The sequence below is a fragment of the Streptomyces sp. NPDC048484 genome (assembly GCF_040651415.1).
GTDB lineage: Bacteria > Actinomycetota > Actinomycetes > Streptomycetales > Streptomycetaceae > Streptomyces.
The window spans coordinates 258,888-273,910 of the sequence record NZ_JBEZJY010000004.1; the positions used below are offsets into that span (position 1 = coordinate 258,888).

14 protein-coding genes and 2 pseudogenes are annotated in these 15,023 nt (G+C 67.4%); 8 read left to right on the plus strand and 8 right to left on the minus strand.

All coding sequences use genetic code 11. The features are described 5' to 3' along the window. Nucleotides 1-40: 40 nt before the first annotated feature. The 4 genes from rplM to AB0D14_RS06015 all read left to right on the plus strand — a co-directional run bounded on the left by rplM (nt 41) and on the right by AB0D14_RS06015 (nt 2,881). The gene (gene rplM, locus AB0D14_RS06000) at nt 41-484 is read left to right on the plus strand and encodes a 50S ribosomal protein L13 (RefSeq protein ID WP_362775375.1); all 444 of its coding nucleotides are present in this window, start codon (nt 41-43) and stop codon (nt 482-484) included. A 46-nt stretch (nt 485-530) separates the two neighbouring features. Continuing rightward, complete coding sequence (gene rpsI / locus AB0D14_RS06005) at nt 531-1,067, plus strand: 30S ribosomal protein S9 (protein WP_362775275.1); 537 nt, start codon at nt 531-533, stop codon at nt 1,065-1,067. A 252-nt stretch (nt 1,068-1,319) separates the two neighbouring features. Then, nucleotides 1,320-2,678 carry a phosphoglucosamine mutase gene (glmM, locus tag AB0D14_RS06010; protein ID WP_362775277.1) on the plus strand — a complete coding sequence of 453 codons (1,359 nt, stop codon included), beginning with the start codon at nt 1,320-1,322 and terminating at the stop codon, nt 2,676-2,678. A gap of 26 nt (nt 2,679-2,704) precedes the next feature. Next, nucleotides 2,705-2,881 (plus strand): hypothetical protein, encoded by a 177-nt coding sequence (locus AB0D14_RS06015; protein WP_362775280.1) that lies wholly within the window; start codon nt 2,705-2,707, stop codon nt 2,879-2,881. On the opposite strand, the gene AB0D14_RS06020 is transcribed toward AB0D14_RS06015, so the two are convergent. Together AB0D14_RS06020 and coaA are read right to left on the minus strand one after the other, a co-directional pair. Further along, entirely contained in the window at nt 2,853-3,824 is a 972-nt protein-coding gene (locus AB0D14_RS06020; protein ID WP_362775283.1) for a DUF389 domain-containing protein, read from the minus strand. The genes AB0D14_RS06015 and AB0D14_RS06020 overlap by 29 nt on opposite strands. Nucleotides 3,825-3,861: 37 nt before the next feature. Beyond that, nucleotides 3,862-4,851 carry a type I pantothenate kinase gene (gene coaA / locus AB0D14_RS06025; protein ID WP_362775286.1) on the minus strand — a complete coding sequence of 330 codons (990 nt, stop codon included), beginning with the start codon at nt 4,849-4,851 and terminating at the stop codon, nt 3,862-3,864. Between the two features lie 174 nt (nt 4,852-5,025). Between coaA and AB0D14_RS06030 the strand changes: the two genes are divergently transcribed. Beyond that, on the plus strand, nt 5,026-5,280 hold the full coding sequence (locus tag AB0D14_RS06030; protein ID WP_362775288.1) for a hypothetical protein: 255 nt from the start codon (nt 5,026-5,028) through the stop codon (nt 5,278-5,280). A 316-nt stretch (nt 5,281-5,596) separates the two neighbouring features. Here the strand turns inward: AB0D14_RS06030 and AB0D14_RS06035 are convergent, their stop codons facing one another. Continuing rightward, nucleotides 5,597-6,019, minus strand: a complete 423-nt coding sequence (locus AB0D14_RS06035) for a hypothetical protein (protein ID WP_362775289.1) — start codon at nt 6,017-6,019, stop codon at nt 5,597-5,599. Nucleotides 6,020-6,205: 186 nt separating this feature from the next. On the opposite strand from AB0D14_RS06035, the pseudogene AB0D14_RS06040 reads away from it, so the two are divergent. Beyond that, nucleotides 6,206-6,391: pseudogene (locus AB0D14_RS06040) on the plus strand (methylmalonyl-CoA mutase family protein); the annotation flags it as partial. 192 nt (nt 6,392-6,583) lie between these two features. On the opposite strand, the gene AB0D14_RS06045 reads toward AB0D14_RS06040, so the two are convergent. After that, nucleotides 6,584-7,258: a hypothetical protein gene (locus AB0D14_RS06045; protein WP_362775291.1), complete on the minus strand. Its 675-nt coding sequence runs from the start codon at nt 7,256-7,258 to the stop codon at nt 6,584-6,586. Nucleotides 7,259-7,268: 10 nt separating this feature from the next. Then, a complete protein-coding gene (locus tag AB0D14_RS06050; RefSeq protein WP_362775377.1) occupies nt 7,269-11,963 on the minus strand; it encodes an RICIN domain-containing protein in 4,695 nt (1,564 codons plus the stop codon). 894 nt (nt 11,964-12,857) lie between these two features. Between AB0D14_RS06050 and AB0D14_RS06055 the strand changes: the two are divergent. Continuing rightward, nucleotides 12,858-13,046 (plus strand): annotated as a pseudogene (locus AB0D14_RS06055) (hypothetical protein); the annotation flags it as partial. Here the strand turns inward: AB0D14_RS06055 and AB0D14_RS06060 are convergent. The 3 genes from AB0D14_RS06060 to AB0D14_RS06070 are packed head-to-tail and all read right to left on the minus strand — an operon-like array spanning nt 13,043 to nt 14,305. Then, nucleotides 13,043-13,279 (minus strand): DUF397 domain-containing protein, encoded by a 237-nt coding sequence (locus AB0D14_RS06060; protein WP_362775292.1) that lies wholly within the window; start codon nt 13,277-13,279, stop codon nt 13,043-13,045. The pseudogene AB0D14_RS06055 and the gene AB0D14_RS06060 sit on opposite strands and share 4 nt — an antisense overlap. Continuing rightward, nucleotides 13,276-13,461, minus strand: coding sequence for a DUF397 domain-containing protein (locus AB0D14_RS06065; protein ID WP_362775294.1), 186 nt, complete (start codon nt 13,459-13,461; stop codon nt 13,276-13,278). Before AB0D14_RS06065 ends, AB0D14_RS06060 begins: the two co-directional genes overlap by 4 nt. Before the next feature lie 7 nt (nt 13,462-13,468). Beyond that, a complete protein-coding gene (locus tag AB0D14_RS06070; RefSeq protein WP_362775296.1) occupies nt 13,469-14,305 on the minus strand; it encodes a helix-turn-helix transcriptional regulator in 837 nt (278 codons plus the stop codon). A 233-nt stretch (nt 14,306-14,538) separates the two neighbouring features. On the opposite strand from AB0D14_RS06070, the gene AB0D14_RS06075 reads away from it, so the two are divergent. Continuing rightward, a complete protein-coding gene (locus AB0D14_RS06075) occupies nt 14,539-14,961 on the plus strand; it encodes an ATP-binding protein (RefSeq protein ID WP_362775297.1) in 423 nt (140 codons plus the stop codon). The last annotated feature ends 62 nt before the right edge of the window (nt 14,962-15,023 follow it).

A 15,023-nucleotide genomic window follows, 5' to 3' on the forward strand; every position in this document is an offset into this window, starting at 1 on the left:
CATGTCAGGACCCACTCACTGAAGAAGCGAAGGCATGACCGTGCGTACGTTCAGCCCCAAGCCCGGCGACATCACTCGCCAGTGGTACGTCATCGACGCCCAGGATGTCGTCCTGGGTCGTCTGGCGACCACTGCCGCGAACATTCTGCGGGGCAAGCACAAGCCGATTTACGCCCCCCACGTCGACGCTGGTGACTTCGTCATCATCGTCAACGCCGACAAGGTGCACCTCTCCGGCAACAAGAGGACCCAGAAGATGGCGTACCGCCACTCCGGTTACCCGGGTGGTCTGCGCTCCGTCCGTTACGACGAGCTGTTGTCGAAGAACCCCGAGAAGGCCGTCGAGAAGGCCATCCGGGGCATGATCCCCAAGAACACCCTGGGCCGTCAGGTGCTCTCGAAGCTGAAGATCTACTCGGGCGACCAGCACCCGCACGCTGCCCAGCAGCCGGTGCCGTTCGAGATCACCCAGGTCGCGCAGTAGTTCCGGCCACCACCCCCCTAAGACTGAACAGAATCTGAGGAGAACCGTGGCCGAGACCACCGTTGAGCAGCCGGTCGAAGAGACTGAGACCGAGCTTGTCGACGTCGAGCAGTACACCACCGAGTCCGAGGGCCCCGTCGAGGGCGAGTACACCTCTGAGTCCTCGGACGACCTCGCCGACCGCTTCGGCGACCCGCAGCCGGCCGCCGGCCTGGGCCGTCGCAAGAACGCCATCGCCCGCGTCCGGATCGTCCCGGGCACCGGCAAGTGGAAGATCAACGGCCGCACCCTTGAGGACTACTTCCCCAACAAGGTGCACCAGCAGGAAGTCAACGAGCCCTTCAAGGTGCTCGAGCTCGACGACCGCTACGACGTTGTCGCCCGCATCTCGGGTGGCGGCGTGTCCGGTCAGGCCGGTGCCCTGCGCCTCGGCGTGGCCCGCAGCCTGAACGAGGCGGACACGGACAACAACCGCGGCGCCCTGAAGAAGGCCGGCTTCCTCAAGCGCGACGACCGTGCGGTCGAGCGCAAGAAGGCCGGTCTCAAGAAGGCCCGTAAGGCCCCGCAGTACAGCAAGCGCTAAATCTCGCCCGATCACGCTCGCTGTTCTGCACGAATCGCCCCGGCGGCACGTTCTGTGTCGCCGGGGCGTTCGTTTATCACCGCCTGTGCTGCCCTGAAACAGGGCTGGGAGATATACAGGCCGGGGGATATACCTGACATGGGTCGGAGCCGGACCCCTGGCCGGACCCTCGGTCGAGCCGCACTTTCTGATCAAGCCTGAGTTAAGACTGATCAAGCCTGAGTTAAGCCTGAGCAAGTTCGGAGGACACCAGTGGGACGACTCTTCGGGACGGACGGCGTACGGGGTGTCGCCAACGCGGATCTGACGGCCGAGCTCACGCTCGGTCTCTCCGTGGCGGCGGCGCACGTACTGGGCGAGGTGGGAACCTTCGAGGGCCACCGGCCGACTGCGGTGGTCGGACGGGACCCGCGTGCGTCCGGGGAGTTCCTGGAAGCCGCCGTGGTCGCGGGCCTCGCCAGCGCCGGCGTGGACGTGCTGCTCGTCGGTGTCCTGCCGACCCCCGCGGTGGCGTATCTCACCGGCGTCCTCGGTGCCGACCTCGGCGTGATGCTCTCCGCGAGCCACAACGCCATGCCGGACAACGGCGTCAAGTTCTTCGCCCGCGGCGGACACAAGCTGGCCGACGAGCTGGAGGGCCGGATCGAGGCCGTCTACGAGGAGCACCGCACCGGCGCCCCCTGGAGCCGGCCGACCGGCGCCGGTGTCGGTCGCGTCCGCTCGTACGAGGAGGGGTCCGACCGGTACGTCGCCCATCTCCTCACCGCCGTCCCGAACCGGCTGGACGGTCTGAAGGTCGTCCTCGACGAGGCGCACGGCGCTGCCGCGCGGGTGTCGCCCGAGGCCTTCACGCGCGCGGGCGCCGAGATCGTCACGATCGGCGCCGAGCCCGACGGCCTCAACATCAACGACGGCTGCGGCTCCACCCACCTCGACCTGCTGAAGTCCGCCGTCATCGAGCACGGCGCCGACCTCGGCATCGCCCACGACGGTGACGCCGACCGGTGCCTCGCCGTGGACCACACCGGTGCGGAGGTCGACGGGGACCAGATCCTGGCCGTGCTCGCCCTCGCGATGCGGGAGCGCTCCGAGCTGCGGTCCGACACCGTTGTCGCCACGGTCATGTCGAACCTCGGGTTCAAACTGGCCATGGAGCGCGAAGGGGTGTCCGTCGTACAGACCGGGGTCGGGGACCGGTATGTGCTGGAGGAGATGAAGGAGCACGACTACGCGCTCGGCGGCGAGCAGTCGGGGCACGTGATCATCTTGGACCACGCGACCACCGGTGACGGCACGCTGACCGGCATGCTGCTCGCGGCGCGGGTCGCGCAGACCGGGCGTACGCTGCGGGACCTCGCGTCCGTCATGGAGCGGTTGCCGCAGGTTCTCATCAACGTGCCCGACGTCGACCGGTCGCGGGTGGGGACGTCCGCGGAGCTGGCCTCCGCGGTGACCGAGGCGGAGCGGGAACTCGGGTACACCGGGCGGGTGTTGCTGCGGCCCTCCGGAACCGAGCCGCTCGTACGGGTCATGGTCGAGGCGGCCGACATCGATCAGGCGCGGGCTGTCGCCGGGCGGCTTGCTGATGTGGTGAAGTCCGCGCTCGGGTGAACCGGGGTTTCTGTCAAGGCAAAAGAATGTGCGCCGGGCTGATCGACGGGCTGATAGACGGGCTCCACCTGGTGATCGCGCCGGTGCTCATCGGGCGCGGGGAGCGACTGCTCGACAACCTGGGTGACGGGATCGACGGCTACCGGGTGTCCGAACTGGTCGGCTCACCGACCGTCACACACGCGGTGCGGGTCCGCCGCTGACGCGCCTGACCCGCCTGACGCGCGTCTGAGGGCGGCGCCACAGCCACTTCTGGGTCAGGAGGGTCAGGGTGCCTGCCAGGACGATGCCCAGGAGGTTCAGCAGGAGCTGGTTCGTCGAGCCGATCGTCTGGGCGGTGTCTCCGTAGCTGAGGGCCACTGCCGCGTTGGCGGCTGCCGGGACCGTGGTGACGGAGATGGCCACGCCCACCAGGAGGCCCGACTTGGCCGAGGTCAGGGAGAGGGTGCCGGCGATGCCCGCGAGGACCGCCACGACGAACGAGAACGCGTCGGGCGCGTAGACGAAGGCCGTGTTGGGCCGGTCGGCCTCCAGCAGGTCCTCGGTGAACAGGCCCAGACTGTCCATCAGGAGACTGAAGAGCACGGTCACGGCCATCGCCACGGCGAAGCCCACCAGCAGTGCGACGAGTGAGCGCAGGGCCAGCCGCGGCCGGCGCCGGACCAGGGCCGTGCTGAAGCCCGCCAGTGGCCCGAACTCCGGGCCCACCGCCATCGCGCCCACGATCAGGATCGCGTTGTCGAGGACCACACCGCAGGCCGCGATCATCGTGGCGAGCGTGATGAAGGCGAGGTACGTGACCGAGAGCGTCGACTCCTCGTGCGTCGCGTCCGCCAGGTGCTCCCACAGGACCGCGTCCGCGCCCTCTCCGGGTGCGTCGTCCTCCGCCTTGTCGGCGCGCTCGGACAGTGACAGGTCGATGTTCTCGACGGCGATCGACCCGCTCTTGTCGATCTCCAGGTCACGCAGCCCGCTGATCAGTTCGTCGCCCGCCTCGCGCGCCACGTCGACCATCACGATGTCGCCGACGGGATTGCGGGCGGCGCCCGGCACGACCGCCAGATGGGTCGTGCCGACCGTCTCCTCGATCAGGCGGAGTACGGCGTCGGTTCTGTCGGACGGGGTGATCAGTCGCAGGTGCAGCATGGGGGCAGGGTAGCCGCGCCGGACGACCGGCTGCCGGTCACAGCTTGCGCAGGCTCAGCTTCTGGACCTTGTGGTCGGGGCCCTTGCGTACGACGAGGGTGGCGCGGCCGCGGGTCGGGGCCACGTTCTCCAGGAGGTTGACCTTGTTGACGGTCCGCCAGGTCGTACGGGCGTAGTCGAGTGCCTCCTCCTCGGAGACCTGCGTGTACTTGCGGAAGTACGAGGACGGGTCCTGGAAGGCCGTCTCACGCAGCCGGCGGAAACGGTTCAGGTACCAGCTCTCGATGTCCTCGGCCCGTGCGTCGACGTACACGCTGAAGTCGAAGTAGTCGGCGAGGCCGACACGGGTGCGGCCGTCCTTGCCGGGCAGGGCGGGCTGCAGGACGTTCAGGCCCTCGACGATCAGGATGTCGGGGCGGCGGACGGTGAGCCGCTTGCCGGGGACCCGGTCGTAGATGAGGTGCGAGTAGACGGGGGCCGTCACCTCGTCCTTGCCCGCCTTGATGTCCGCGACGAACCGGGTCAGCGCCCGTCGGTCGTACGACTCCGGGAAGCCCTTCCTGGACATCAGGCCCCGCTCCTGGAGCTCCTTGGTGGGCAGCAGGAAGCCGTCCGTGGTGACCAGCTCGACCCGTGGGTGTTCGGGCCAGCGGGACAGCAGGGCCTGGAGGAGGCGGGCGACGGTGGACTTGCCTACGGCGACCGAACCCGCCACGCCTATCACGAACGGCGTACCGGACTGCGAGCCCTTCTCACCGAGGAAGGTGTTCAGGGCGCCGCGCAGGCCGTCGGTCGCGCCGACGTAGAGATTGAGGAGCCGGGACAGCGGCAGATAGATGTCCCGTACCTCGTCGAGGTCGATGACATCACCCAGACCGCGCAGCTTCTCCACCTCCTCGGCGGTCAGCGGGAGCGGCGTCTTCTCACGCAGCGCGCTCCACTGGGCGCGGGTGAGGTCGACGTAGGGAGTCGCCTCCGGCCTGGGCCGGTGGGCGCTCCGCGGCAACGAGGAGACCGGTGAGATCACAGTCCATTGTTACGGCAGTTCGAACCGGGCGCCGGGTGGAGTACGTCACGTCGGTGCGTTCTGCACGCGTCCGGGGGATGTCCGAAACGCTGGACCGTGAGGTCGTACGGGGATAGCGTCCCGCCATCCGGAAGCGAGCCGTTTCCGGGACGCCGGGGGTTTGGGATGGTCGTCATGACCGTACGTTTCCGAGTGCGTGAGCTGGTCAGAGGGAGGCGGGCCGGGCGCCGCCAGGCCGATGGGGAGGGCCAGGGGCTGGAGGGCCGGGTGTGCAGCGAACTGGCGCTCGACCTGCCGGACGAGGACCTGGGGGAGTACCTCTACGACTGCATCGACCTGTACGAGATGGGCAGCAAGCCGCGCTGCGAGGAGGTCGAGTATCTGGGGATGGTGCAGGAGGCGATCGATCGGCTTGAGCGGGGGGAGTAGCCGTGTTGACCATGTGTGTTGCCTCAGAGGCCGCGGGAGTCGGTCGCTCGGGTGGCGGTTGATGGCGCAGGCTCGGTCGCAGGGGTGGAACCCACAGGCAAGGACCGCCAGCGCTGGAGGCGCCGCTGGAGCCTGCTCTCAACGCCTTCGACGGCCGACTCACCGCAGCCCGATCCTGACCACCAAACCGAGTTACACACAGAAGAGGCTTTACAGACCTCGTCTTGGCGTGCACACGGGCCCCGAGCACACGTCCGGCTCATCAGGCGCCATCGACGCTGTACGGCTCGGCGCCGACGGGGCCTGACGGGTGGGATCAGGGTCGGAAGCCCCATACGTGAACCGCAGCCCCGTAGGTGTGCCCATCTGCTTCTTCGACGTGGAACCGCGCCGAGGCGAGGATTCCCAGAAGGGCGGCCCGCATACAGGTATGGACGGTTTCGTAATGGCGAATCGCGTAGGGCAGATTCGAAGGATCAAGTTCGCCCGGCGGAATCTTCAGAGCGGCAGTTGTCAGCTCTGCTCCCGTGTTCCATTCCACCAGCACCCCGCCGTCCGCGAGAGGGTCCACATGAACCTCAGCCCCGGGCCTGCCTTCGGACTCGCCGCCAAGGGCAATCCGGTGAACGGGAATCCCGGCCTGGGCCAGCGCGCGGCAGGCTTGGTCGGCCAGTGCGTTGCGCTGGGCGATGACATCCGGCGAGGCTTTCGGCGGCAGATCGAATTCCTGTTTGGTCATGCGTCCTTCACTTCTCTTCCTGCTGTTGGCCTGGCAGGGAGCGTGTTGAACGCCCGCCGCCAGCTCGCTTGACGTATTCAGCCAGCAGTTGCTTGGCATATGACTCGATGCCTGCGTAATAATGCCTGCGTAATAGGGGACCGACCAAGTGACTGGCGTGCCCTCCTTGAGGGCGGCGGCCAATCCCGCCGGGCCGCCCGGGACGAGGCCGCCGTGCGGTCATCCCTGGACGCCATGCTGGCTGCCGCGCGGGACGGGTCGAACATGATCGGCCCGATGCTCGACGCGGTGCGGGCGGAGGCCACGCTGGGGGAGATCTGCGATGTCCTGCGGGACGAGTGGGGGGTACACACGGAGCCGCCGGGGTTCTGAGATCGCGCACTCCCGCGCCCCACGTGTCCGGCACCCTCGACTGCCGTGCGCCGCTCAACTTCGAAAACCCGCCGACGCGGCGAGGGAAGAGGTGACTTCGGCCGCCTTCACCGAGGCCGAAAGCGTGAGAAACACGAAGAAACCCCGCCAGGGATTAGCTGGCGGGGTTTCGACTTCATCGATCTGTCGAGATCACTGTTCGGTCAGGGCGGCTCGCAGATACGCGATCAGATCGCCGGAGGGCACCTCGACCCAGGTGGCCTCGGGCACCCCGCAGACCTCATAACGCCCTTCGTCCGGCTCATACACCCGGACCTGACGGCTCGCGCCGTCGAACAGATCCACCCGCAGGCGGACCGCACGGTGTGAGATCACCGGGAACATGTTCCCCAGTACCTCATCCGAATGAAGGCGACGCAGAAGGCTCCATTGTCCCCGGTGGAACTCGGCCGACAGGAGGTCGGCCCACTGCGAAGCAGTGGGCTCTCCCCTCTCGAGTGCCCCGGCGAATTCGTCGAGCTTCAGGAACGTGAATCTCGCCGCCAGTTCGTCGAACGGCACACCTTCCCGCCATGCGGTGACCGCCTCTACGAGCAACCCGAGATCGTCCGTAGAGCCGATCTCCCAGTTGAACCCGGGAATGTCCCAGGCGCACCCGGGAATATGGACACGCACCCGGAACAGACGCTCCTCGGCCGCGGGAACGACCGACACGTTACCCCTTGCCGTCGCGATGATGATGCCGTCGCTGGTCGAGGGCTCTGGCCAGATTTCGCCTCTGCCCAGCTTTGCGGCCTTTTTCATCGCCGATACAAGGCCGCCCGCAGCGGTCACGTCCGGGTACAGGTTTTTCCAGTGGGTATCCATAGTCGATTCCTCAGCAGTGGCAGTAACCGATGATCGATCCCTTCACAGGGTCGAGGTCTCCCTTCAGCACCGACAGATCCGGCATACCCGTCGGGGGATCCAGTCGCATGGCTCCATCCGGACCCGACGGTGAGTAGAACTTGATCGAACTCCACGGACGCTGACCATTGGCGAGGGCTCTCGCGATCATGGACATCTCGTAGTCCGTGGCAGCAGCCCCCGCCTGACCGCCCTTCAGGCCACGCTGGGCAGCATCCACGAAGCTTCCCTCCCCGGCCAGTCCGGTCATGTTGATGTGCAGCGTCACGTTCGGGTCGGCGATGGCCATTTCCGCGATCCGGGCGAAGTCGTTCGGAGACACGTTGGAGAAAGTGGCGAGCTTGTTCGCGTCAGCCCACTCGTCGAGCTTTCCGTTTCGCTGCCACCCCAAAGCTACTTTGCAGTTATGAACGAGGATCGGGGTGGCGCCCGCCAGCACGAAGAACGTGTGCAGGTCCGCGACCGTGAGGTCGTAGACCGTGCGCGGAGCAAGGCCCGAGCGGTCGTGGAGGGCGGTCACCGCGTGGACGGAGCCGTCCGGGGTGCGCAGACGGTCGCCGACGCGCAGGTCGGAGACGAGCGTCCATCCGCCGTCCACCACATAGAACTTGTGTCCGGCGGTGCTGGCCAGCTTCCCCCCGCCGGCAACGGTGATGTCCACCAGCCGCTGGGTGTCGTGCTTGAAGGTGTCGGTGACCTGCCGGGCCCGCAACCGGCCGGAAGCCGGATCCGTGGTCTTGACGAGGTCCCCCACACCCACCTGGCTGATGGGCCGCCGTGAGCCGTCCGCCATCAGCACCTGGGTGGTGCCGGGGAAGCTGTTCACCTTGCAGGCGGTGAACAGCTCCTCGTGGGCGTTGACGATGGAGTTGATCTTGGCGAGGGTCCCAGGGTCCAGGTCGAGGGCCTTGAGAGCACGGAACGCGTCACGGACCCCGACGCCGGTCTTCATGGCGGCGTCCAACACCCGGATCCCGTCGAAGACCTTGCCGAACGCGGTGCCGGGGACGAAGTTGCTCGCCGCCCAGGCGCAGCCGCTGACGCTGCCGTGCCAGCAGTCCAGGAAGTCCTGGACCAGGACCGCCTTCAGGATCTGATAGACGACTGTCTGCTGGATCAGGTCGAGCTTGCTGAAGTACTCGGTGACGTCCTTCTTCAGATCCTCGAGGTGCTCGGTCTTGACCAGGATCGTGTCCTGCGCGGGGCAGCCGGAGGTCGTGGCCGGCACGTTGGGGTTGGTGCACAGGTAGAAGTCGACCGTGGTGTCGAACGTGACGGTGAACGTGACCGTGCAGCCTTCGAAACCGATCTCGATGACGCAGTCATTCTTCTGCTTGGTGTTGGTGACCTTGACGCTGTCCTCGTCGACGACGTAGAACGTGCCCCCGATCCCCGTGCCCGCGCCGGACGCGACCTGTTGGTTAGCCTCCTTGCGTTCCGCGGATTCCGCGGCTTGCTGGGCGGACTCGGCGTATTTCTGGGCGTCTTTGGCCGCCTGTTCGGCTTCGGTTGCTGCGGTGTCGGCGCGGTTGGCTGCTGCGCGGGCGTCCTTGGCGGCCTGTTCGGCCTCCGAGGCGGCTGTGCGGGCGGCGTCCGCGTCGAGTGCTGCCTGGTCGGCGGAGTCGCGGGCGTCCTTGGCATAGCCTTCGGCGCGGCCTGCGGCCTTGTCGGCGGCTGCGGCGTCTTCGGTCGCCTGGCGGTCGTACTCGATCGTGCGGGCCAGTGACGCGGTGGCCTTGGACGCGGCCGTGGCGGCATCGGCAGCGTAGCCGAGGGCTTCCTTCGCGTAGGTGCGCGCGTTCGATGCGTGCACGGCGGCGTTGGCGGCGTGTTGGTAGGCGGCCTTCGCGTCGCCTGACGCCTGGTCGGCGAGGGCCTTGGCCGCGGCGGATTCCTCCTGCGCGTTCTTGGCGTGGGCGTCGGCGACGGCCTTCTGCTGGTCGGCGATCGTCTTCGACGCCTGCCCGGTCAGCACGACCAGGCTCGCGGCCGAGTCGGTGCTGATGTAGGGGGAGCCGAGCTGGATCGCGTCGTTCGCCGGCTTGGCGACCTGCGCGGCGGAGTTGCCGGCGTCCACGGCGGCCTGGGCGGTGACGTGGGCGAAGCCCGCGGCCTTCGCCGATGCCAGCAGGGCCTTGGCGGCTTCTTTCTTCGCCTGGTCCGCATGGCCCTTGGCGGTCTTGGCCTTCTCTTCCGCCTTGTCGGCCAGCTCGACGGCCGTCTTCGCCTCGGAGGCGGCGTGCTTGGCGGCTGCGATGGCCTCCGCTGCGGCACTGGTCGCGGTCTTCACCGCGGCGTCGGCCTTCAGCTTCGCGGCCTGCGCGCTGTCCGCATGAGCGCGGGCGCGTTTCGCGGCTGCTTCGGCGCGGGTGGCTGCGGCATCCGCTTCGGCCGCTGACTTCGTCGCGGCGTCGGCCGCGGCACGGGCCCGCGTAGCGGCCGTCTCCGCGTCCGTCGCGTATTTGTCCGCGTCATTGGCAGCGGAGCGGGCCGCGTCTGCCGCGTCGCCCGCCTCCAGGGAATCGGCGTAGGCATCCTTCGCGTCCGCCTTGGCGCGGGCGGCGTCGGCTTTCTGCTCGGCGTCCCAGGCGTCGTCCCGCTTGTCCTTGGCGTTGTCGCGGGCCTTGACCGCGTCGTTCTTCTTCCCGACCGCGGTGCCCTCGGCGGTTTCGGCCTTGTCCTTGGCTTCCTTAGCCTTCGTCGCCTCGGTCTCGGCGTTCTGCCTGTGCTGGGCGGTCTCGGCCTGTTTGGCCTCGGCGGTCTCCTTCTCCGCCTTGGCCGTCTTCTCCTCGGCCTCCGCCGCGAGCCGCTCGGCGTGCGCGTCGGCTGCGGCCGTCTTCGCGTCGCTCTCGGCCGTCAGGGTCTCGGCGAGCTTGGCCTCCGCGGTCTCCTTGTCCTTCTTCGCGTTGTCGCGGTGCACCTTCGCGGCGTCGGCCGCGGCCTTGGCCTGCAACTCGGCCGTGTGCGCGGCTTCCCTGCGGAACTCCGCCTTGGCCTGGGCGGCTTGGGCCAGCGCGCGCTGCGCGATCGTCTGGCTGTCTCCGCCGGAGGCGCGGGTGGCGGCCTCGGCGGTCTCGCCCGCCTTCACCATCGCCTCAAGGGCAGCAGCCGCGCCCTGGGTGACCTGGGCTTTCTGCTGGCCCACCAGCAGACCACGGCCCCGCGGAGCACCGTTGGCGTCCGCGACGGTGTAGGCGGCCTGCTCGGCGGTGCCCGTGTCCGTGGCGGACTTCTTCGCTGCGGCGGCCTGCGCCTTGAGGGTGGTGAGCTGCTTCTTCGCCGCCGTCTGGGCGCCCGTGACGCCGGTCTTGGCCTGGTCGAACTGGGCCTTGGGCGGAATGATGGCGGTGTTTCCGGACGGCTTGATGTCGAGTTGCTGCGGATTTGTTCCGTTGCACCCCCACAGCCATGCGTCCTGGCCGTTGTCGAACTTGTTCAGGTCCAGGCACTTGCCGGTGCCGACGTTCTCCAGGCTCGTGGTGGCGCGGAGGTTGTACTTCCATGTCTGGGCCGGGGAACTGTTGCACGTCCAGATCAGGATCTTCGTGCCGTCCGTCGAGTCGTTGTTGTAGACGTCGAGGCACTTCAGCGAGTTGACGTTCCGCAGGTGCAGGCCCTTGTCGTCGCCGTAGACCTGCCACGCCTGCGCTGCCGAGCCGTTGCACGTGTACAGCTGGACCGGGGTGCCGTCGGTCTTTCCACTGCCCTGGACATCGAGGCACTTGCCCTTCGCGGCATGGAACTCGATCACCGCCGGCGCGTCGCCGACCGGGCCGACTCCCCCGGGGGACCAGTAGTCCTGCCAGCGGGCAAGGTGGTCGGCGGTCCATGAGTGGCCGAGCAGGTCTCCCAGGGCCTTGGCGCCGGTGGCCAGGGCCTTGGTGGCGTCCGTGTTCGCGGTGAGGATCTGGTTGCGTTGGACCTGCTGGGAGGCGATCTCCTGCTGCCATTCCTGGGCGGCGGTGGCGGAGACCTCGTTCAGCACCTTGCTGGGGTCGATCGGGTCACGCCACGCACACGACGCGAACCGGGACTTCAGGTCCTCGACCGCGATGCGGTACTCCGCGGTGTCCGGCTGTGGAGCGGTACGGGGAAAGCCCCCGGACGCGAGGAAGATGCGGGCGTTGTCCGCACCCGCGTTCTCCCCCGGGGCCCCGTGCAGGTGCTGGAACGCGTCTCGCTCGGCGAGTGCACGATGCCACTCGGCCTGGGGCAGACCCGGGTCCGGGTCCGTCCCGTAGAGGGGAGTGCCCACGTTGTCGACGGCTTTGAGGGTCTTCGCGTCCGCCGCGGGGGTGGAGTCCTCGTAGAAGTCGGTCTCGTTCTTCCAGAACCGGTCGGCGGTCCACTTCGTCAGGCCGGTCTGGCCGTAGAAGTCGTCCTTGCCGTCACCCGGTGAGCCCGGGGGCCAGTGGAAGTCGGCGCTGGTGAAGCCGGCCGGGGTCGTCAGACTGTCGAGGGGTTTCTGCCAGCCGCTCCGGAGGGCGCCGAGGGCGTCCAGTTCCTTGTCCGCCGCATCTCTGTCCTTCTGATACGCGGTGGCGAGCGGCGTGTCCTGCCAGTGCTTCCTGTCGGCCAGGGCGTGGAGTTTGTCCGGGGACTGGTTGAGGGCGTTCTGCGAGGTAGTGGCCATGGACGGCCCGCCCAGGCGCAGCACATCGGCCATCAGACACTGGTCCTGCCGCAACTGCTCGGTCGCCGTGTCCTCGTACCAGTCGTAGGAGTCACCTGCCGCGGTCGTCCCCGCACTGGCGAACCGGTCGAACAGGTCCGGCCGGACACCGAGGCCTGCCAGGACCGCTACGGCGAGAAGAAGCGGGATGATCCGGGCAAGGAGCCCGGATCGGCTCGGCGTTGGTCTGAGAAGGCCTGAGGGTCTGGAACGTAGAGGTCTGGAACGCGGGGGTCCATGGCGCACGGGTGTATCCCTCCATCACGGGGCATGCGACCGGAAATCCGCCGACGATGCTCAGGAGGGGCCGAGGAGGACTGAGGGCTGTTTGGGCATGACAAAGCCCCTCCCCGTCGAGACGCTGTTCCCCCGGCTGCTCGTGATCGCGTGCGAAGACGGATTGGTCAGATCCGACTATGTGAAGCGTCAACATAGCCACATGTGATCGACTTTGAGCAATGGGTTACTTCAGTGCCGGGAGGGGTGGCGTGAAACGTCCCGAGGGCCTCACGACTCGTTCCAGGGTCGCATTTCCCTCACATTCAGGAGTTTTCTGTGCGGATCCTGTGTCGTGATGGTTGGGGTGTGCCTGATGCTCTCTGCGAGGAATGGCTGTTTTTCGCCGCTCGGCGAGATTTCCGATTTCGGGCATGTGGTGCCGGGCCCGGGCGTGCGGTGGGTCGTAGGTCGAGAACTTCGCCGCCCTGCGCGCCGAACCTGCCGAGCGGGGGCACTCGCTCGCCTCGGAGACCGACGCCGAGGTGGTCGCACATCTGCTCGCCGAGGGATGCTCCGCGTGCGCCGATCCGGCGGAGGCCATGCGGCTGGTGTGCCGACGGCTGGAAGGGGCCTTCACTCTCGTCGCCGTCCACGCCGATGAGCCGGATGTCGCGGGGTGCCCTCGCTGTGTGGACGATCGTGATCGTGGAGGAGGGGGGCGGGTCGGTGGTCCCCTACGCGGACCACCTGATTCGCATCCCGGTGACCCCGACCCTGCTCCAACCGCTGGTGGCTACGGTGCCGTTGCAGGTGCTCGCGAGCGAGTTGGCTACCGCCCGGGGCGACGGGGTGGGTTAGCCGCGGAACTTGGCGAAGTCGGTGACCGTGGAGTAGGGCGCTTCTTTGAGGCCTTCGACTAGGGCTTCCATGAAGGTGGTGAAGGCTCCGGCGGGGAAGGTGAGGGTTGCCCTGGTCGGGGTCTTGGAGTCGCGGACGGCGATGTGGGTGGGTGAGTTCGCGATCTCTACGCAGTCGTTGCCGTCGCCGCCGTCGGAGTAGGACGACTTGCGCCAGTTGTTGGGGGTGGTCACGTGTCCTTCAAAGCGTTGACGAAGGTGATGAAGCTTTCGGCTGGGAAGGTGAGGGTTGCCCTGGTCGGGGTTTTGGAGTCGCGGACGGCTATGTGGGTGAGGGAGCTTGCGATCTCCACGCAGCTGTTGCCGTCGCCCTCGCCGGAGTAGGAAGACTTCCGCCAGTTGCCGAAGGTGGTCATAGGTGCGTCACAGGTCCTTCGCTAGTTCGTGGATGAGTTCACGCGACTTTTCGGGGTCGAGTGACACTTCTTTTACCCTACGGAAGCTCGTTCGATAAGTGTTGAGCTGAGCTTCGGAGTCGATGAAGACCGAACCGTGGGGTGCGTCCCGCACCACGGTGTCCAGCTTGGGCAGTGGGCCGCCCGCGTACGTCATCGTGCCTGAGGCTTTGGCGAATCCGTCCAGGTCGAAGGGGATGACCTGCAGAGTGATGTGGTCTGCTTCGGATAGTTCGAGGAGCCGCGCAAGTTGGGCTCGGGTGACAACGCGGTCGCTGACTCTGATGCGTAGCGCTGCCTCGTGGATCACCACCTCATGCGGGATGGCCACCTGTTGCCGCTCCAATCGATGGCGGACACGCAAGTCGAGCTCTTCTTGGGCGAGTTCGGGCACTCTGGCGGAGAACACAGCGCGGGCGTAGTCCTCCGTCTGCAGCCGCCCCGGCACGTAGAGGATCGCCACGTCATGCAGGAACGTGGCGTGGTGCTCCAACTCGGCGAGGTCCAGGAATGACGTGGGCAACAGCCCTCGGTACTCCTCCCACCAGCCACGTGCCCGATCAGTGGCCATTGCGGCCAAGGCGCCGATGAACTCTTCGTCCGTGCACGCGTAGTGGGACTTGAGGCGTAGGAGTCGCTGTTCGCTCACTCCCGTGAGTCCGGATTCGATGTGGCTCATCTGAACCCTGTTCGCCCCGAGCAGCCCGGCGGCTTCGGTGGCAGTGAGCCCAGCTGCCTCTCGAAGCCTGCGCAGTTCGACCCCCAGGCGCAACTGGCGTGCGGTTGGTTCGCGCCTCAGGACCATGGATCGCTCCTCGTTGCACACACCGGACGATACGGCTCGTTCGAGGTCAGATTACGCGATCAGCTTGCTCTGGATTACTAGTTAGCCCTACTGTCGGTGACGCGACGCACACGCTGCGAATTGCCGGGACCCCGGAAGCGCACCACTCCGTCCTGCCACGACGGCTGCGAAACTGCCACCGCCCGCCATCGCCGCGCCTCTCCAGCCCCCACCACGCCAACCGGAGTTGCCGCATGCCCGAAAACGCGACCGACGCGCCCTGTGAGTACTCCCTCTATATCCCCAACGACCTCCGGGCCGTCACCATCAGCCGCCGTACCCTCCGTCTGATCCTGACCATGCACGGGTTGATCCACCTCGTCGACGTCGCCGAACTCCTTGCCGCCGAGCTTGTCTCCAACGCCGTACGTCACACCAAGGGTCCCGCCGCCCTCCGGGTGCGCTGGTCGGCGGGTGTGCTGCGGATCGGTGTCTGGGATGCCGACCCGGAACCGCCGGAACCGCCGTGCCTGCTGGGTGGCCGGCTGGACCTGGCGGAGGAGGGGCGTGGGCTCGCCCTCGTCAAGTCCTGCGCCGATGTGTGGGGCTGGTATCCGCTGGTCAGGGACGGCAGCCGAGGCAAGTACGTGTGGTGCGAGTTGGGTGCGGCGGCGTGAACGTTTCTCCGCCGCTCGAATGGGTGAACGCGTCCCGATCACCCACACAATCCATCTTTTGA